15 protein-coding genes are annotated in these 17635 nt (G+C 64.7%); 11 read left to right on the plus strand and 4 right to left on the minus strand.

All coding sequences use genetic code 11. The annotated features are described in order from the left end of the window. Nucleotide 1: 1 nt before the first annotated feature. Nucleotides 2-4873: an NEL-type E3 ubiquitin ligase domain-containing protein gene (locus HU760_RS10835; protein WP_367615769.1), complete on the minus strand. Its 4872-nt coding sequence runs from the start codon at nt 4871-4873 to the stop codon at nt 2-4. 253 nt (nt 4874-5126) lie between these two features. On the opposite strand from HU760_RS10835, the gene HU760_RS10840 reads away from it, so the two are divergent. From HU760_RS10840 to HU760_RS10850, 3 genes are all read left to right on the plus strand, one after another. Further along, entirely contained in the window at nt 5127-6053 is a 927-nt protein-coding gene (locus HU760_RS10840; protein WP_186677156.1) for an alpha/beta fold hydrolase, read from the plus strand. Between the two features lie 81 nt (nt 6054-6134). Then, a complete protein-coding gene (locus HU760_RS10845; RefSeq protein ID WP_186677155.1) occupies nt 6135-6545 on the plus strand; it encodes a VOC family protein in 411 nt (136 codons plus the stop codon). A 181-nt stretch (nt 6546-6726) separates the two neighbouring features. Then, entirely contained in the window at nt 6727-8403 is a 1677-nt protein-coding gene (locus HU760_RS10850; RefSeq protein WP_186677153.1) for an MFS transporter, read from the plus strand. A 60-nt stretch (nt 8404-8463) separates the two neighbouring features. Here the strand turns inward: HU760_RS10850 and HU760_RS10855 are convergent, their stop codons facing one another. Next, the gene (locus HU760_RS10855; RefSeq protein WP_186677151.1) at nt 8464-9033 is read right to left on the minus strand and encodes a hypothetical protein; all 570 of its coding nucleotides are present in this window, start codon (nt 9031-9033) and stop codon (nt 8464-8466) included. 110 nt (nt 9034-9143) lie between these two features. Here HU760_RS10855 and HU760_RS10860 point away from each other — a divergent pair, with 110 nt between their 5' ends. The 7 genes from HU760_RS10860 to HU760_RS10890 are packed head-to-tail and all read left to right on the plus strand — an operon-like array spanning nt 9144 to nt 15430. After that, entirely contained in the window at nt 9144-9821 is a 678-nt protein-coding gene (locus tag HU760_RS10860) for a thermostable hemolysin (RefSeq protein WP_186677149.1), read from the plus strand. Continuing rightward, a complete protein-coding gene (locus HU760_RS10865; protein WP_186677147.1) occupies nt 9811-11271 on the plus strand; it encodes an AMP-binding protein in 1461 nt (486 codons plus the stop codon). The genes HU760_RS10860 and HU760_RS10865 overlap by 11 nt, the downstream gene beginning before the upstream one ends. Before the next feature lie 15 nt (nt 11272-11286). Then, nucleotides 11287-11967 carry an iron-containing redox enzyme family protein gene (locus HU760_RS10870; protein ID WP_186677144.1) on the plus strand — a complete coding sequence of 227 codons (681 nt, stop codon included), beginning with the start codon at nt 11287-11289 and terminating at the stop codon, nt 11965-11967. Further along, the gene (locus tag HU760_RS10875; protein ID WP_186677141.1) at nt 11954-12760 is read left to right on the plus strand and encodes an SDR family oxidoreductase; all 807 of its coding nucleotides are present in this window, start codon (nt 11954-11956) and stop codon (nt 12758-12760) included. Before HU760_RS10870 ends, HU760_RS10875 begins: the two co-directional genes overlap by 14 nt. Continuing rightward, nucleotides 12757-13398 (plus strand): tetratricopeptide repeat protein, encoded by a 642-nt coding sequence (locus HU760_RS10880; RefSeq protein ID WP_186677139.1) that lies wholly within the window; start codon nt 12757-12759, stop codon nt 13396-13398. Before HU760_RS10875 ends, HU760_RS10880 begins: the two co-directional genes overlap by 4 nt. 2 nt (nt 13399-13400) lie before the next feature. Next, nucleotides 13401-14063 carry a response regulator gene (locus tag HU760_RS10885; RefSeq protein WP_186677137.1) on the plus strand — a complete coding sequence of 221 codons (663 nt, stop codon included), beginning with the start codon at nt 13401-13403 and terminating at the stop codon, nt 14061-14063. Next, nucleotides 14060-15430 carry a sensor histidine kinase gene (locus tag HU760_RS10890; RefSeq protein ID WP_186677136.1) on the plus strand — a complete coding sequence of 457 codons (1371 nt, stop codon included), beginning with the start codon at nt 14060-14062 and terminating at the stop codon, nt 15428-15430. The genes HU760_RS10885 and HU760_RS10890 overlap by 4 nt, the downstream gene beginning before the upstream one ends. Before the next feature lie 139 nt (nt 15431-15569). On the opposite strand, the gene HU760_RS10895 is transcribed toward HU760_RS10890, so the two are convergent. Continuing rightward, nucleotides 15570-15956 carry a VOC family protein gene (locus HU760_RS10895; RefSeq protein ID WP_186677135.1) on the minus strand — a complete coding sequence of 129 codons (387 nt, stop codon included), beginning with the start codon at nt 15954-15956 and terminating at the stop codon, nt 15570-15572. A 194-nt stretch (nt 15957-16150) separates the two neighbouring features. Here HU760_RS10895 and HU760_RS10900 point away from each other — a divergent pair, with 194 nt between their 5' ends. Then, nucleotides 16151-17056, plus strand: coding sequence for a LysR family transcriptional regulator (locus HU760_RS10900; RefSeq protein WP_186677134.1), 906 nt, complete (start codon nt 16151-16153; stop codon nt 17054-17056). 47 nt (nt 17057-17103) lie between these two features. On the opposite strand, the gene HU760_RS10905 is transcribed toward HU760_RS10900, so the two are convergent. Then, a complete protein-coding gene (locus HU760_RS10905) occupies nt 17104-17577 on the minus strand; it encodes a YMGG-like glycine zipper-containing protein (protein ID WP_186677133.1) in 474 nt (157 codons plus the stop codon). Nucleotides 17578-17635: the final 58 nt, after the last annotated feature.

The raw sequence follows: 17635 nt of genomic DNA on the forward strand, positions 1-17635 counted from the left end.
TTCAGGCATCGAGGATGTCCGCTTGCCGGGTAAGGCTCAGCAGTAGCCCGGCTTCCACCTCCTGCTGTGCCTGGGCCAAGGCGTTCGTGGCCTTGACATACGCTTGCTCATTGAGCGGAACCCTGCGCAATGTGCCGTTTTCGTCCAGCGCCGGTACGGGCTTTTTCGGGAACAATACTTTGATTATCGCGTCGTCCAGGTAAGTGATCGGCTCCTGGCTTTCGTCCAGGCAATAAATGAGGTAATCAAGGCCTGGGCGCCAGAAGTCGCTAATGGCTTCGAACTGGCTGGCATATTGGCGCTTGAGGTAGCCAACCCAGGCCGGCTGTTCGCTGATCCACTGCTGCCTGGCGGTGGTGTCCGCATCGAGCTCCAGCACGGCAGCGCGAACGTTGTCGATGATTTGCTGGTTGATCCTTGCGGTATCGCGATAGAGCATGCCGCTGCTGGGTTCGGGGAAATCGAGCTTTCCGCTCAAGGACTGGCGCAGTGCCAGGCGGACTTCGATGTCGTCGACCAAGCCCCTGGCCAGGTCCGTATCGGGGAAGGCCGCCGGGACATCCAGCTCATCACGAGCCGGTAACTGGCCGGCATGTGCCTGTAGCGCCTGCTTGCGCAGGCCGCGTCGCAGGCTGATGCGATCGGCCAGTTCGTTGACTTTCTCGCGACGGTACAACTTGCGGTAAAGGTCGAGCAGCGGCTTGGCCGTATCCCGTGCCCAACCTGACGCCTGGTTGGCCAGCAATTCCACTTCCAGAGCGCTGAATGCTTCGGCGCCGGCATCACCGCAAGTTGGCGGGAAGGATTGCGCCACCTCGTTCAAACGCTCGCGCAGCGCCGTGTCCCCATGGGCGTGCTCCAACAGTTCCCACACTCGCGCACGCAGGCCTTCAGCATCCCTTCTTGCTTCCAACGAGTCGGTAAGGCGCTCCAACACTGCCTGCAGGTCGCCATTATCGTTCTGATCGAACAGGTCGGACCAAAGCTGCTTCTGACGGTCGGTCGCGGCATCGCGCCAGAACCCTTGCCACTCCTGCCTGTCGGGGGCGTGCTCGAAGACATTGACGCCACTGGCTCGCAGCCGCCTGGCCGACTCGGCTTCCAGATTGTTGTAGTTGAAGAACCAGCGGCGCTCGGGCAAGCGGGCGGCGACGTCTCGCGCATAAGGACTGCGCAGGATGCTTGCCAGGTCCGGAACATGGTGAATGCGGTTGGATGAAAGGTCCAGGTAGCGCAACTGGTACTGTGACTGGTTCATCAGGGTGCCCAAGCCCTGTGGAAATGCCTGCAAATGAGCGTCGGACAGGTTCAGGTGCTGCAACCGCGCCATGTAGCGCACATCAGGTGCGTGCTGCAGTGGGTTGAAGTCCAGCTCCAATCGCTGCGGATGGATCATGTCCTGGAAGCGCGTGGCGAGGTTTTCATCGAGCGTGATGCGATTGTGCCCCAGCTTCAGGACATCCAGAGGCCGACCGCAGAGGAACTTCAATGTCGCTTCATCCAGTGTCAGCTGGTTGCGCCGCAGGTTCAGCCGGCGCAGGTTCGGCATCGCTGCCAGCACTCGCTGTGCGGTGGGTGAGAGGGTAGCAAGGGTGTTGTTGGTCAGGTCCAGTGTGCGCAGCCTGGGTACCGATTCGAGTGCCTGGAACAGCGCTTCCCCGTCGATTTCTCGGTTGTTGGTGACTTCCAGTACTTCCAGGTTGGGGAAACGTGACAGGAACGTGCTGTCGAGTCGTTGCAGCTGCAGCTCGTTCAGCTTGAGCTCACGGATGTGGAGCAGGCTGGCTGTGATCGCTGGCAACTCGTGCAACTGCATTCGCTCCAGAACGAGCGTGCCCAGGTTGGCGGGACCCTCCCGCCGCCAGGCAGCCTCGAGTTGCTCGGCGCATTTTTGTCGCTCGAAACGCTCGCTGATGTCACCTGGGCTCATGTACCACGTATCCAGATAGCGTTTCAGGCCTTGCCACTCTGCCTGCAGTCGCCGCACTGCCGCGCCCAGGTCACCGGTCTGGCTCAGTTTGACCCTCAGGGCGCTGATCTCGCTGCTGTTCAGCGAGGGGAAAAGCGACCTGAGCCGACGTGTTGCGGCGTATGCGCTGATCGGGCCTGTGCCTCGGCCACTGAGTGGGTAACCGAATCGTCCATGTGCCAGGCGCATGGGCGAGCGAAAGCCTGGCTTGATCGGCTGCTGGCCCAGCAGTACGGCGCAGCCCGAGCGGTCGGCGACGGCGCTGGCGAACACTTCGGCCTCAGTCGCCTGCGGCTGTTCGGCTACCAATGCATCGCGCAGCAGTTGGCTGTCATCATTGGCCAGGTCTGCTCGGTACAGGCCGGTCAAGGCACGATCGAGGCGGGCGCGGGCCTGCAGGTAGCGAGCTTCTTCAGCCACGCGCAAGGGCACGCGTCCGCTTTTCAGGCGATCGCGTTCGGCGCTGTCGGCATGCGCGACGAGCTCTTCCAGGGCATTGTCAGGCAAACCGGGGAACTGGCGGCCCAAGGTCTTCGCGTCGTCGCCAAGCGGTACCCGATGGCGTTTCAGCATGCTCGCGAAGACTTCGCGACGGCGTGCTGACAGGCGGTTGGCCAATAGCTGGTCAAGGGCGTTCGGGCGCTGCTCTGCTGGCGTATCGGGTAGCAGCTGCTCTATGACATCTTCATCCATCCCCGCCAGGACAACCTTGCTCAGTTCGCCATCGTCAAGCTCTTCGCGGCCGATCTCGATCTGTACTGTGTCTGCTTTTGGCTCCGCACCGAAATAGTCTGCCGCTCCCCATTTTTCGGCACCGGTGAAGACCTTCAGCCTGTAGTTCGCGGGCCAGGTCGGCAGTTGTACCAATTCCGGCAGCGCGAAGTTCATATGCGCAGCCAAAGGCAGGCCGTGACGCACCCGGGTGATGATGCTCTGCACGTCGTTGGTCAGTCGCAGGCGCAGCAAGGCATCGGCCAGCAGAGCCGGCGGCCGCGAGCCGTTGACCTGGCTGTGACGCAAGGTGTCTGCATCGACGCCGGTAATACGCAACGCGGCAAGTTGCTCCGACGCATCCAGCCCCTGGCTGAATTGGCCCAGCCCTTCGAGCAACTGCGCATCGTCCCATTCGAGCGGGTTGTCATGGGCCAATTGCCAACGCTGGTCGCCGAGGTAGCGCAAGGCCGGCGCGTAGGCATCGGCGGCGTTCGGATGGCGCACATGCCACTGCCCGTCGCTTTCGAACACCTCGTACAGTTTGCCTTGCAGCCAGACGTGGCTTTTGCCATCGAAGATGTAGAGCCCTTCGGAATTTGTCGGCATGCCGACCGGCAAGGAGTCCGAGGTGCTGTAAGGGCCCATGTCAGGGTGCCAAAGCCGTTCGCGGCCACCTTTCAAGACACTTTCCAGCGCATCGACGAACCCCGATGCCTTGAGCGCGCTGCTGCCGGCGGCGAAGCCGGCGACAACGGCGGCATTGATGGCCAGCGACTCGAGTTGTTGCAGTGCTTGCTGGGTATCGCCTTCTTCCCAGGCTTCGAACCCGGTGAACACCGAATCCATGAGGTCGTAGGCGAATACCCCAAGCATCGCGGCATCCAGCCCTGGCACGAAGAAGGCGGCCACGTTCAGAACATTCATGCCGGCGTCCAGCCAGTGTTGCAGCCGTTCCTTGCGTGCCTTGGCATCGGCATCGGCGGTTGGTACCGCGATCGTTCTGGCAGTTGCCTTGAGGCGGCGCTTGTGGTCTGTGTACAGCACCTGCCAGATGGGATGCGCCAGGCGGGTTCGCTTGAAGTGCAGTTCAGGCTTGTCCTTGGGTCTGCGCGTGGAGGTACCCTGCTCGAACAGGGCATGTTCGAGCTTGCGGCTGAACTCGACCTGGTGGTCCTTGTCAGCGAAGCTGATCAAGTGCTGGCGAAACGTGGTTTGCAGCAGGCGTTGACGTATGTGAGCACCGGCCTTTTGCAAAGAAGCGAACTCCCTCAGCGGGTGTTGTGCATCCTGGGGAATGTAGAGCATGCAGGGGTTGGTCTGGTCGGCTTCATCAGGGCCCAGCAGCAGTACGCCATGAATCGGGATGCCGAGCAGGCTGAAGCGCCAGCAGCGAAGCTTGTGTTCGCCATAGCGAGGCGTGCTTTCGTTGTCGCATAGCTGTACCAGGGCATCGCGACCTTTGAGCGTCAGCAGGCTCTTGAGGTAAGCGATCATCGCCTCGGTTTTCAGTGCCTGCTGGCTTGCATCGATCCACTGCTGCTCGATTGCGGCTTTTCTGGGGCCTTCATGGATACTCTGCAGGTGGTCTTGATACTGCCGGCCCAGGTCCAGGCTTCGGCAAAGGTTCACGAACGCTTCGGGTTCCAGCCCAGGAAGTGAGGCGTCGCTGTCCGGGCCAAGGGTCAGGGTGTCGAACGGGCCCACTTCGTCGGTGCCTTCGAAATTGTGCAGGGCGGCCTCCAGCAGCGAGCGCTTCTGGGGCGGCCCTTCGGGGCGCTTGATGTACCTATCGTCACCGCCGAGGGAAAAATCGAAGCCGGGGACATTCACCAGCGTGGTGTACTCCTTGAACGGCTGGTGCAGGTACTGGGCCTGGTCCGCTTTGACATCCGGGCCCAGCCCGCTGTCGAGCAAAGGCTTGCAGAATTCGCTGATCTGTTTGAAGTCCTCGAGCAGGCCGCGCAGCGATTTGAACCCGGCATCGCGGGCGCTGATCAGCTGCCGTAAATGCGCCTGGTCTTCATCGCTGGCTGCAGCGTACCAAGCGTAAGGCGAGCCATTTTCGTCGAGGTAGTCCTTGCGGATGCTCTGCACGACGCGGCGGGTATGCTCGGGGTGCATCGTTCGGCACCAGCTGGGCAGGTTACGGACAATCTGGGCCTGATGGAAAGGCAAGGGTGTGCTGGTCATGCGGAAGACTCCGTGGTCAATGGAGGCATCAGTCGACAGGGTTCGCCTCGGCACACGGTGGTATTTAGGTGAATGCAAGGTCGGTCCTGTGCACGAGAGCGTCGGTAGGGGAGCAGCGCGGGCAGGGCTGTTGGGAGATGGTGGAGCAAGGCATGGGGTAGGCATGTCGTGTGGATGGCGCCGGCGTATGGGGTATGGGCCGGTGTCATGTGATGCCTGGCCATGGGCCGGCGCTCTATCAGGGAGAACTACGATGCATTCGCTGTGCAGTCCCAAGGATCACCTGCTGGACCTCGACGGTATTGAAATAGCGGTACGCACCTGGGGGGCGGAGGACGGCATACCGGTGCTGGCCCTGCACGGCTGGCTGGACAATGCCGCCTCGTTCGAGCGCCTGGCACCGATGCTCGAAGGTTGCTTCGTGGTCGCCCCTGACCTGGTCGGCCACGGCCGCTCCGATCATCGCCGCCACGACAGTGGTTATTACCTGTGGGAGCATGCCGAGGACATGCTGGCGGTGACCGAAAGCCTGGGCCTGGGGCAGTTTCATGTGCTGGCCCATGGCATGGGCACCGGCGTGGCATCGCTCCTTGCGGCCATGACCAGCGGTATCGCCAGCATGACCTTCCTCGACGGCATGGGCGCACCGTTCACCGTGGCCGAGCACGACCGCGTCGAACATCTGGCCCGCGCCTACCGGCTCAAGCGCATGGTCCAGCGTAGCCAACTGCAGGGTTTCGCCGAGCCGGACGTGTGCCGTTTCGAAGACCTGGACACCGCGCTGGAGCAACGTCGCGAACGCCTGGACACCGAGCTGTCGGAAGCAGCGGCACGCCTGCTGGCGCTGCGCGACCTGCTGCAGTTGGGCGATGGCTATTGCTGGCGCCACGACCCGCGCCTGGTGCTGCCCGAACCCATGCCGCTGACCGAGCGCGAAGCCTGCGAGCTGCTCAGCCAGATCCGCTGCCCGTTGTACCTGCTGTTCGGTCGTCAGGGAGCATTCACCGGTGAGGCCTTTACCCGGCGCCAGGCGGCCTTGCCCAGCCACGCCAAGGTGTCCTGGCACCCGGGCGGGCACCACTTCCACCTGGATGCACCGGACCGGGCCCTGGTCGACCAGTTGCTGCGTATCCTGGCCCGGCATGAAGGGGGCGTGCTGCAACGCTTGGTGAACGAATAGCGGGATATGGTCGGGGCATGTGCCCGTGAGCTATGGTGATGGGCGTTGCCTCTGGAAGCCGACCACCACAAGGAGCCCGGCATGCGCCCGTTTGCCATCAAGCACATCGACCACCTGGTACTGCGGGTCAGTGACCTGCCGCGCAGCATTGCCTTCTACACCGAGCTGCTCGGCTGCACGGTCAGCCGCGTGCGCGAAGACCTGGGCATGGTTCACCTGGCCACCGGCACGGCGATGATCGACCTGGTCACCCTCGACGGCCCGCTGGGCCAGCCTGGCGGTGCGGCACCGGGGGCCGAGGGGCGCAACCTGCACCATTTCTGCCTGCGCATCGAGCCGTTCGACGAACCGGCACTGAGGGCATACCTGCAAGCCGCGGGGGTGCAGGTGGCGCCAGCCGAAAAACGCTATGGCGCTGAAGGTGAGGGGCTGTCGCTGTACTGCTACGACCCGGATGGCAACCAGGTCGAGCTGAAAGGGCCGGTGCTGTAGCCGCGGCCCGCAGTGGCTATTCCGCCAAAGCCTATTATGCTTCAGTAACCTTGCTGCGATCCGAGGCGGCCTGCCTCGTCGTGCTTCGCATAACCAAAGCAAGCCCCCAGGGCCTGGGTGCGACGGTGAAACAGCGGATGAGGTGCTCCCGGCCTGCATGACGACAAGACGGAGGCACCCCATGGCGGTTCTCGACGAAGCATCCACGGGCAGCGCGCCCCAACGCGGTATCAGCCGGGAGGAGCGCAAGGTCATTTTCGCCTCGTCCCTGGGCACGGTGTTCGAATGGTACGACTTCTACCTGTACGGCTCACTGGCGGCGATCATCGCCAAGCATTTCTTCGCCGGGGTCAATGAAACCACTTCGTTCATCTTTGCCCTGCTGGCCTTTGCCGCCGGCTTTGCCGTACGCCCGTTCGGCGCCATCGTGTTCGGCCGCCTGGGCGACCTGATCGGGCGCAAGCACACCTTCCTCATCACCATCGTGATCATGGGCCTGTCCACGGCGGTGGTCGGCCTGCTACCCGGCTACGCGACCATCGGTGTCGCGGCACCGATCATCCTGATCACCCTGCGCCTGCTACAAGGGCTGGCGCTTGGCGGCGAGTACGGCGGCGCTGCCACTTATGTGGCCGAGCATGCGCCCAAGGGGCGACGTGGCTTCTTCACCGCCTGGATCCAGACCACTGCCACCCTGGGGCTGTTCCTGTCGCTGCTGGTGATCATGGCCTGCCGTACCGCCATGGGCACCGAGGTATTCGAGGCCTGGGGCTGGCGCGTGCCGTTCCTGCTGTCGATCCTGCTGCTGGCCATTTCGGTGTACATCCGCATGCAGCTCAACGAGTCGCCGGTGTTCATGAAGATGAAGGCCGAGGGCAAGGCGTCCAAGGCCCCGCTGACCGAGTCGTTCGTCCGCTGGGACAACCTGCGGGTGGTGATCATGGCGCTGCTGGGCGGTACTGCCGGGCAGGCGGTGGTGTGGTACACCGGGCAGTTCTATGCGCTGTTCTTCCTGCTGCAGATGCTCAAGATCGAGCCACAGACCGCCAACCTGCTGATCGCCGGCTCGTTGCTGATCGGCACGCCATTCTTCATCTTCTTCGGCAGCCTGTCCGATCGCATCGGCCGCAAGAAGATCATCATGGCCGGCTGCATCATCGCAGCGCTGACGTACTTCCCGATCTTCAAGGCACTGACCCAGTACGGCAACCCGGACGTGTTCGTCGCCCAGGAGCAGAACCCGGTGGTGGTGGTAGCCGACCCTGGCCAGTGCGCGTTCCAGTTCGACCCGGTGGGCAAGGCCAGATTCACCAGCTCGTGCGATATCGCCAAGAGCCTGCTGGCCAAGCGGGCCATCCCCTATACCAACGAAGCGGCCGAGCCCGGCAGCGTGGCGCAGATCCGCATTGGCCAACGGGTACTGCCAAGCTTTGACGGCAGCAGCCTGGCGGCGGCCGACTTCAAGGCGCAGAGCGAGGCCTTCACCGCCACCCTGAGCGGCGCTTTGAAAGAGGCGGGCTACCCGGAGAAGGCCGACCCGGCAAAGATCCATTACCCGATGGTGCTGTTGCTGCTGACCCTCCTGGTGATCTACGTGACCATGGTCTACGGGCCGATCGCCGCGTGGCTGGTAGAGCTGTTCCCGGCGCGTATCCGCTATACCTCGATGTCCCTGCCGTACCACATCGGCAACGGCTGGTTCGGCGGTTTCCTGCCGACCGTGGCGTTTGCCATGGTGGCGGCGACCGGCGATATCTATTACGGCTTGTGGTACCCGATCGTGATCGCGGTGATGACTGCGGTGCTGGGTATCCTGTTCCTGCCGGAGACCAAGGACCGGGATATCCATCACGCCTGAGACGGGGGGCACCAGCCCCTTCGCGGGTGAACCCGCGAAGGGGCTGGTACTGGCCAGCGGTCAGTCAAAGTACCCGCGCAAGCCGAAGGCATACCCGGTATCCACCGCCGCTGCCTCACCCTGGCTCCAGCGTTTGGTCAGCACGAACTCGAACGCCGGTTCGTACAGCCCATCGCGCACCAGCGCGCCGGCCAGCACCTCGACGTCATAGCAGCCATTGTCCAGGGTGATGATCGGGCGCCCCGGCACCTGGTAGCGCGCCATCAGGTCGCCAAGTGTCTTGGGGGTGAAATGTTGCAGGATGCGCCAGGTGTACAGCATCAGTGCACCGTGTTCGACCCGCAGCACGTAGCCGTTGCGGCGGTGCTTGAGGCGGCTGCCGGGTTCACGCAGGGCCGGGGTGTGCTGGTCCAGGGTGAACAGAATACGGTAGGGCAGGTTGTCGACCCCTGCCAGCGGCAGCACGATGCCTTCGCGTACCGCCTGGTCGCCGCTGTCGCCGTGGGTGAACGCATGGGCCAGGTCGTCGGGCAGCTGGTGTTCCAGCTTGAAGCGCTCGAGCAGCTGGATATCGCCAAGCAGAAAATAGTCGACCAGGTCGTTGAGCACTTCGCTGAATTCGTGGCGCATCTTTGTTCCTTGTGAGTGCGCTTGCGGACCATGGCAAATGTAGCACTTCAGATTGGCTTCAGATTCGCCCCCGATACTCCCCCTCGACACCTACTTGAAGGGGGACAGCTATGACCCAGCCAGACAGCCCCAGCTTGTTTCCGCTGGCGATCGGCAGCCACGGCGACCGCCTCGCCCATCTGACCCTGAAACACCCGGGCGAACCAGGGCGCGACGAGCTGGAGCAGTTCATTCATGCCCGCTTTGCCTGCGCCCACCATGCCGATGTGCAGCATTACCTGCCCGAACTGCTTGGCCTGCACGACAGCCACGGGCGCTTGATGGCCGCTGTGGGCATCCGCCAGGCCAGCACCGGCCCGACCTTTATCGAACGTTACCTGGATGAGCCGCTGGAGGTGGCCGTGACCCGGCTGGCAGCCAGCCCGGTGAGCCGTGCGCAGTTGGTCGAAGTGGGTAACCTGGCCGCGCTCAGCGCTGGCAGTGCGCGGATCATGATCATTGCCGTGACCTGGCTGCTGGCCGCCCGCGGCCTGCAATGGGTAGCCTTTACCGGGGCCGCGACCCTGGTCAACAGTTTCCACCGCCTGGGCCTGGTGCCCACGGCATTGGCCATGGCCGATCCTGGTCGGCTGAATGGCGACGCCGGTAATTGGGGCAGCTACTACGCGCAGCATCCGCAGGTGTTCGTCGGCAGCATCGGTTACGGCCATGCAGCCCTGGCCCGTGGCGGTGTGTTCGAACGACTGGGGTTGCCCAGCAGCGTGCCGGAGGCTGGCCATGCCGCATGAATGCCAGCTGTTCAAGGAAGTGCTGCAACTGCATGCCCGCCACCGGGGGGCGCAACCGGCGCTGCTGGGGGCTGCCGAGCGCTTCACCTATCGCCAGTTGCTGGATGAGGTCGAACAACGCCAGGCCTGGCTGAGCGCGCAGCCGCCGGGCACTTTCGTCCTGGCCCTGGAAAACGGGCCACAAGCGCTGCTCTGGGACTTGGCTGCGCTGTTCGCGGCGCGCCCCACCGTCATCCTGCCGGCGTTCTTCAGCAGTGCCCAGCGTCGTCATTGCCTGGCGCAGAGTGGCGCGGTGCTGGCGCTGGCCGACGAGGCTTTCGCGGACGATCTGCAGGCCTGCGGCTTCAGTGCCGGCGAGCGCTTCTGGAGCCGCCCGCCGAGCGCGGGCGTGGACTTGCCAGCGGGCACTGCAAAGATTACCTACACCTCCGGCAGCACCGGGGCACCCAAGGGGGTCTGCCTGGGTGCCGAGGCCATGCTGCGGGTCGCGCGCGAACTCGAGGCCGCCAGCCGCCCGACGGCACCGACCAGGTACCTGGCGGTGTTGCCGCTGGCAGTGCTGCTGGAAAACCTCGGCCTGTATGCGGCCCTGCTGGCCGGGGCGAGCATTGTCCTGTACCCGCAGGCGCAGCTGGGTTTCCGTGGCGCCAGCCAGGTCGACTTCAAGCAATTGCTGGGAGCCATCGCCTTGAGTGGTGCCGAGAGCCTGATCCTGGTGCCACAGCTGCTGCTCGGCCTGGTCACGGCCATCGAGCGTGGCCTGATGCGGGTGGGGCCGTTGCGCTTCGTGGCGGTAGGCGGGGCACGGGTGGCGCCGAGCCTGCTGGCGCGTGCCGAGGCGGTCGGGCTACCGGTGTTCGAAGGTTACGGCTTGTCCGAATGTGCCTCGGTAGTGTGCCTCAACCGCCCCGGCGCCAGGCGCCCGGGCAGTGTCGGCCGGCCGCTGCCGCATGTGCAGGTACGCATTGCCGAGGATGGCGAGGTGCAGGTGGCCGGCTCGGCGTTGCTCGGCTACCTGGGCGAGCCAGCGTTCGACGCACCCTGGTTGTCGACCGGTGACCTCGGGCACTTCGACAACGACGGTTTCCTCTACCTGGCCGGGCGCAAGAAGCACCAGTACAGCACCAGCTTCGGGCGCAACGTCAACCCCGAGTGGGTCGAGGCCGAGCTGACCCAGGGCGGGGTGATCGCCCAGGCCTTCGTCCACGGCGAAGGCCTGGCACACAACCTGGCGCTGCTCTGGCCGCTGGACCCGCACGCCGATGACCACACGCTCGAGCTAGCCGTGCGCCAGGCCAACGCCGGGCTGCCGGACTACGCCCGGGTGCATGCCTGGCGGCGCCTGCCCGAACCCTTGAGCGCCGCCGGGCAAACCCTGACCGCCAACGGCCGGCCGCGCCGCGAACAGATCCTGCGGTGTTACCACAGCTTGTTAACCGACCTTCAATGACCCACGAGGTTTGCCATGCTCTTTTTCGATAGGCTGCAACACCAAACCGCCGACGAGCGTACGGCATTGTTCAATGTCCCGGTCATCCGCGACGCGCTGGCCGGCAAGGCCAGCCTCGAGGCTTATGTGGCGTTTCTGACCCAGGCCTACCACCATGTGCGGCATACCGTGCCGCTGATGATGGCCTGCGGAGCGCGTTTGCCGACGCGGCTGGAGTGGCTGCGCGGCGCAGTGTGCGAGTACATCGAGGAGGAGTACGGCCATGAGCGCTGGATTCTCGATGACATCGCCGCCTGTGGTGGCGACCCGCTGCAGGTGGCGAGTGGCCGTCCGGCATTGCCGATCGAGCTGATGGTGGCGTTTCTCTACGATCAGATCGCCCGTGGCAACCCGGTCGGGCTGTTCGGCATGGTCAACGTCCTCGAAGGCACCAGCATTGCCCTCGCGACCCAGGCCGCCGGGACCCTGCAGGGTAGCCTCGGCCTGCCGGACCGGGCGTTCAGCTACCTCAGTTCCCATGGCGCGCTGGACCAGGACCATATGGCCACTTACCGTGGCCTGATGAACCGCCTGGAGGACCCTGAGGATCATCAGGCGGTGATCCACGCCGCCAAAGTGGTGTATCGCCTGTACACCGCCATGTTCGAAGGGCTGCCGCATGCCGCGCAGCAGGAGGCCCAGCATGCGCCTGCCTGATTGCGTGGCGGTGCTCACCGGTGCCAGCGGTGGTATCGGCCTGGAACTGGCAGACCAGTTGTGCAGCGCCGGTGCGCGGGTGCTGGCGGTCAGCCGGCAGAAGGGCAAGCTGGCCGAGCTGATGGCACGCTACCCGCAGCAGTTGTACTGGCAGCAAGCCGATCTGCGCAGTGCCGAAGGCCGCCGCGATGTGTTGGCAGCGGCCCGGGCGCTGGGCTACTGCAACCTGCTGATCAACGCTGCCGGAGTCAACCGCTTCGCCTTGCTCGAACAGCTGGACGAAGCCGCCCTGGACGAGCTGTTCGATCTCAACGTCAAGGCCGCCATACAGCTGACCCGCCTGTTCCTGCCGCTGCTGCGCGAGCAGCCCAGTGCGCTGGTGGTGAACGTGGGGTCGATCTATGGCTCGATCGGTTACCCCGGCTATGCCACCTACTGCGCCAGCAAGTTCGCCTTGCGCGGTTTTTCCGAGGCGCTGCGCCGCGAGCTGGCCGATACCTCGGTCAACGTGCTGTATGCGGCACCGCGCACCACCCGCACGGCGATGAACAGCAGTGCCGCGCAGGCCCTCAACCAGGCCTTGAAGGTGGGCGTCGACGACCCGCAGGACGTGGCCCGCGCGGTGCTCGACGCGGTGCAGGCCGAGCGTAGCGAACTGTACCTGGGCTGGCCGGAAAAACTCTTCGTGCGCCTCAACGGCATGTTGCCGGGCGTGGTCGACCGCGCCCTGCGCAAGCAACTGCCGCTGATTCGCCGCTACAGCACCTGGCACAACAAGGAGTCGAGCAAATGAAACGTCTGTTACTGGCCAGCCTGCTGGCCATCGCCCCATTCACCTGGGCCCTTGACCAGAATGGCACCCAGCAGCTCGCTGCCATTCAGCAGCGTTGGGCGGTGATTCGCTATGAGATGCCTGAAGCCCAGCGTGCCGGGGCGTTCGAGGCCCTGGCGGTACAGTCGGCAGCGCTGGTGCGTCAGCACCCGGGCGCGGCCGAGCCACTGATCTGGGATGGCATCGTCAACAGCAGCTGGGCGGGTGCCACAGGGGGGCTGGGGGCCCTGGGCAAGGTCAAGGCCGCCCGCGCCAGCCTGGAACAGGCCCTGGCCGCGGACCCCAAGGCGTTGCAGGGCTCGGCCTACACCAGCCTGGGCGCGCTGTATGACCAGGTGCCGGGCTGGCCGCTGAGCTTCGGCGACCAGGCCAAGGCCGAGGGCCTGCTGCGCCAGGCACTGGCGATCAACCCCGACGGCATCGACAGCAATTACTTCTGGGCTGACCACCTGTACCGGCTCAAGCGCTATGATGAAGCCCGCGCCGCCCTGCAAAAGGCCCTGCAGGCACCGCCCCGGCCAGGCCGGGAACTGGCGGACCAGGGCCGGCGCGGTGAAATCGATGCTTTACTCAAAGCGATCAAGGACAAACAGGATTGAGCATGCGCCTGCTGCTGGTGGAAGATGACGTTGCGTTGGGGGAGGGGATCTGTGACGGCCTGCGCCGCGAGGGCTATACCCTCGACTGGCTGCAGGATGGCGCCAGCGCCTTGCATGCCCTGTGTCACGAGACGTTCGACCTGGCCATCCTCGACCTGGGCTTGCCACGCCTGGATGGCATCGAGCTGTTGCGGCGCCTGCGCGCCGCCGGCAACAGCCTGCCGGTGCTGGTATTGACTGCGCGCGACGCCACCGACGATCGTATCGCCGGGTTGGACGCCGGCGCCGATGACTACCTGGTAAAGCCCTTCGACCTCAACGAACTCAAGGCCCGCCTGCGGGCCTTGCTGCGCCGCAGCAGCGGCCGCGCGCGGTTACTCATCGAGCACGCCGGGGTATGCCTGGACCCGGCTACCCAGCAGGTGCATTACCAGGGCCAGCAGGTGGTGCTCACGCCCAAGGAATACCTGCTGCTGCACGAACTGCTGGCCCAGCCGGGCAAGGTATTCACCCGCGAGCGCCTGACCCAGTTGCTGTACGGCTGGGATGAAGAGCCCGAGAGCAACACCCTGGAAGTGAACATCTACCACTTGCGCAAGAAGCTCTTCAACGGGCTGATCCGTACCGTGCGCGGGATCGGTTACCTGGTGGAAGGCAAGGCATGAACTCGCTGCGCCAACGCACCCTGTGGCGGGTGATGCTGCTGTTGCTGCTCGGCAGCGGTCTGCTGGCGTTGTACAACTACCACGACAGCCGCCACGAAATCGCCGAGGTGTACGACGCCCACCTGGCACAGAATGCCCGGCTGCTGCAGGGCATCATGAGCCTGCCGGTGCAGGAGCAGAGCCGTGCTGAGCTGTACCGCGCCTTCGACGAGGCGTTGAGCAAAGCCGGGCGGCACCGGGTCGGGCACCCCTACGAGAGCAAGCTGGCGTTCCAGGTATGGGCCGACGACGGCACCTTGCTGGTACACACGCCCAGTGCTCCGCAGTTACAACAGCCGCCGCAGGTATCGGGCTTCGCCGATGTGGTGGTGGGTACGCAACGCTGGCGCAGCTTCGTCTTGCCGGTCCCGGAAAAGCGCTGGGTGATCTGGGTTGGCGAACGCAGCGACGTGCGTATCGACCTGGTCGAACGCATCGTGCGGCACACGCTGCTGCCATTCCTGTTCGGCAGCCTGGCCCTGGCCTTGCTGGTGTGGGCGGCTATCGGCTGGGGGCTGCGGCCGCTGCAGAACATGGCCAGGGTCATCCGTGCCCGCCACGCCGACTCACTCGAACCCCTGCAACTGGTGCCACTGCCGAAGGAACTGGAGCCGATGCAAGCGGCGATCAACCGCCTGCTCGGCCAGATCGGCGACCTGCTGAGCCGCGAGCATCGTTTTATCGCCGATGCCGCCCACGAGATGCGCACCCCCTTGGCGGTCCTGCGCCTGCATGCGCAGAACGCCCTCAATGCCGCCAGCACCGCCGAGCGGGACAAGGCCCTGGGCTTTCTCATGGGGGGTGTCGACCGCCTTGCCCGGGTGGTCAACCAACTGTTGACCCTGGCCCGCCTGGAGCCCCGACCCGGTCGCCGTGACTGGCCGCTGGTCGACCTGCAGGGGGTGGTGGCCGAGACCCTGGCCGACCTGACCCCGTGGATACTGGAGCGTGGGCTCGAGCCTTCGCTGGATATCGCCGCTGGCGACTACCATGTGCATACCGACGCCGGCGCGCTGGGCATCGCCTTGCAGAACCTGGTGACCAATGCCGTCGACCATTCACCGCCGGGCGGGCGCATCACCGTGACCCTGCAGCGTGAAGGGCAGGCGCTATGGGTCAGTGTCGACGACGAAGGGCCGGGCATCGCCGTGGCCGACCAACAGCGGGTGTTCGAACGGTTCTACAGCAAGGGCTCGGCCAATGGCGCGGGGCTGGGGTTATCGATTGTCAGTACCATCATGGCGCGGTTGGGCGGCAGCGTGGCGCTGCGCAACCAGTTGCCGCATGGGTTGCGTGCGACCCTGTGGCTACCGATAACCCCTGCCTAGGCTCTGTGTGCAAAGCCTTGATACTCGGTGATGCTGCGTTGCAAACAGCCTCGGAATGCTCATTTACAACCCGTAAACGCCGCTTCCTCGGCTGTTTTCGCCTTGCCTGACCTTCGTCTCAAGACTTTTCACACATAGCCTAGTGCTTCTGGGCGATCTGGATCAGGTTGCCGCAGGTGTCATCGAACACCGCCACGGTCACCGGCCCCATGGCGGTGGGCGGCTGGGTGAACTGCACGCCCGCTGCACACAGCCGGGTGTACTCGGCCTGGATGTCGCGCACGCCGAACGAGGTAGCCGGGATGCCGTCCTGCTTGAGCGCAGCCTTATAGGCCTTGGCGGCCGGGTGCGCGTCGGGTTCCAGCAGCAGTTCGACGCCGTTGGGGTCGTTGGGGGAGGTGAGGGTCAGCCAGCGGTGTCGGCCCATGGGGATGTCGTGCTTGGGCTCGAAGCCGAGTACATAGTGGTAGAAAGCCAAGGCCTTGGCCTGGTCGTCGACAAGGATGCTGGTGACCACGATCTTCATAGACACACACCGTATGCTTGGGGCCGATGAATACCAGTAAAGACGCTTGGGGGTATTTGACCAGTGGCGCCCTTACGAAAAACCTGTTCAAGCCATAGGTAAATCCTTCACCACCTGGCCCCCACGTGCCAGCTGCCGAGGGGTAAAGTGGCAGGCATGATTCCAGCGCCCGGAGTGGCGCCAGCGAGGTGCCCGTGGCTGCCTATACCCTGCGACAACTCAAATACTTCGTGACCACCGTGGAGGCCGGTAGCGTTGCCGAGGCATCGCGCCAGCTGTACATTGCCCAGCCATCCATCTCCACGGCGATCAAGAGCCTGGAAGAGAGCTTTGGCGTGCAGTTGTTCATCCGCCACCACGCCCAGGGCGTGTCGCTGACGCCCAGTGGCAAGCGCTTTTACGCCAAGACCAAGTCGCTGCTGCAGATGGCCCACGAGTTCGAGCAGAACGCCCTGGCCGATAACGACACCGTGGCCGGGCAGATTGACATCGGCTGTTTCGAAACCGTGGCCCCGCTGTACCTGCCGCGGCTGATTGCCGGCTTTCGCCAACGTTATCCGGGAGTGGACATCCGTCTGCGAGATGGCGAACAGCAGGACCTGATCCAGGGCCTGACTGCCGGCACCTTCGACCTGGCATTTCTCTATGATCACGACCTCGACGGCACCATCGAAGCCGAACCGCTGATGCCGCCGCAGAAGCCGTATGTGCTGCTGCCCGAGCAGCACCGGTTTGCCGGCCAGGCTCAGGTGTCGCTGCGCGATCTGTGCCCCGAGCCGATGATCCTGCTGGACGTGGCCCCGAGCCGCACGTACTTCGTCAGCCTGTTCAACGAAATGGGCCTGACGCCGAACATCGTCTTCAGCTCGCCCTCGATCGAGATGGTGCGCGGCATGGTCGGGCAGGGCTTCGGTTTTTCCTTGCTGGTGACGCGCCCGCATTCGCCGTATACCTACGACGGCCAGCGCCTGGCCATGCTGGATATCGCCGAGCCGGTCGCGCTGTCCGGGCTGGCTGCAGCCTGGTTGAAGCGGGTGCAACTGACCAAGCCGGCTCAGTTGTTCGTCGAATTCTGCCGGGAAGAACTGGCGAAGTTCTGAAACGGGCACGCCATGCCGCCACTGCCGCGGCATGGCGTGCCGGCTGCTCAGGGATTGACCTGATAGCCGCGCCCCTGCAGGCAGCCGGCATAGGCACTGGCATGGGCCTGCGCCTGCGCTTCGTCCTGGCCACGGCGGTCCTCGCGGCGCTCCTGGCGCTGGCGCATGCCGCCGACGGCGGCACCGGCGGCAGCCACCTCGCCGGCACGGTTCTGCCGGTACGCCTGCTTGGCATCGTCACTGGCCCGGTCATACAGCGCGTCGTGCTGGTTACCGCGCACCTGTGCGCCCGCTGCACCGGCAACCGCGCCAGCGGCGGCACCACGCACGCGGCCACCGACATGCGGGTCGTTGGAGGTCGCGGCGCTGTTCGCGGCATTGGTCGCCACGGTATTGCAGTCGTTGATATCCAGCTGCATCTGCTGGCTGCTCTGGCCCTTGAGCGGCACCACCGACTGCGCCAGGGCAGCCGGGGCCGCGCACAGCAGCACCACCAGGTAACTCCACGTCGACCTACGCATGCTACACCTCCAGCGGGCAGGATCCCGACTCTCAGAATAGTTCGCCCTGGCCGAGCGG

This window comes from Pseudomonas oryzicola (genome assembly GCF_014269185.2).
Classification (GTDB): domain Bacteria; phylum Pseudomonadota; class Gammaproteobacteria; order Pseudomonadales; family Pseudomonadaceae; genus Aquipseudomonas; species Aquipseudomonas oryzicola.

Bases quoted from the DNA above. Each gene is read 5' to 3' on its own strand.
- HU760_RS10835 (WP_367615769.1), bottom strand. From the start codon at position 4,873: ATGACCAGCACACCCTTGCCTTTCCATCAGGCCCAGATTGTCCGTAAC.
- HU760_RS10840 (WP_186677156.1), top strand. From the start codon at position 5,127: ATGCATTCGCTGTGCAGTCCCAAGGATCACCTGCTGGACCTCGACGGT.
- HU760_RS10845 (WP_186677155.1), top strand. From the start codon at position 6,135: ATGCGCCCGTTTGCCATCAAGCACATCGACCACCTGGTACTGCGGGTC.
- HU760_RS10850 (WP_186677153.1), top strand. From the start codon at position 6,727: ATGGCGGTTCTCGACGAAGCATCCACGGGCAGCGCGCCCCAACGCGGT.
- HU760_RS10855 (WP_186677151.1), bottom strand. From the start codon at position 9,033: ATGCGCCACGAATTCAGCGAAGTGCTCAACGACCTGGTCGACTATTTT.
- HU760_RS10860 (WP_186677149.1), top strand. From the start codon at position 9,144: ATGACCCAGCCAGACAGCCCCAGCTTGTTTCCGCTGGCGATCGGCAGC.
- HU760_RS10865 (WP_186677147.1), top strand. From the start codon at position 9,811: ATGCCGCATGAATGCCAGCTGTTCAAGGAAGTGCTGCAACTGCATGCC.
- HU760_RS10870 (WP_186677144.1), top strand. From the start codon at position 11,287: ATGCTCTTTTTCGATAGGCTGCAACACCAAACCGCCGACGAGCGTACG.
- HU760_RS10875 (WP_186677141.1), top strand. From the start codon at position 11,954: ATGCGCCTGCCTGATTGCGTGGCGGTGCTCACCGGTGCCAGCGGTGGT.
- HU760_RS10880 (WP_186677139.1), top strand. From the start codon at position 12,757: ATGAAACGTCTGTTACTGGCCAGCCTGCTGGCCATCGCCCCATTCACC.
- HU760_RS10885 (WP_186677137.1), top strand. From the start codon at position 13,401: ATGCGCCTGCTGCTGGTGGAAGATGACGTTGCGTTGGGGGAGGGGATC.
- HU760_RS10890 (WP_186677136.1), top strand. From the start codon at position 14,060: ATGAACTCGCTGCGCCAACGCACCCTGTGGCGGGTGATGCTGCTGTTG.
- HU760_RS10895 (WP_186677135.1), bottom strand. From the start codon at position 15,956: ATGAAGATCGTGGTCACCAGCATCCTTGTCGACGACCAGGCCAAGGCC.
- HU760_RS10905 (WP_186677133.1), bottom strand. From the start codon at position 17,577: ATGCGTAGGTCGACGTGGAGTTACCTGGTGGTGCTGCTGTGCGCGGCC.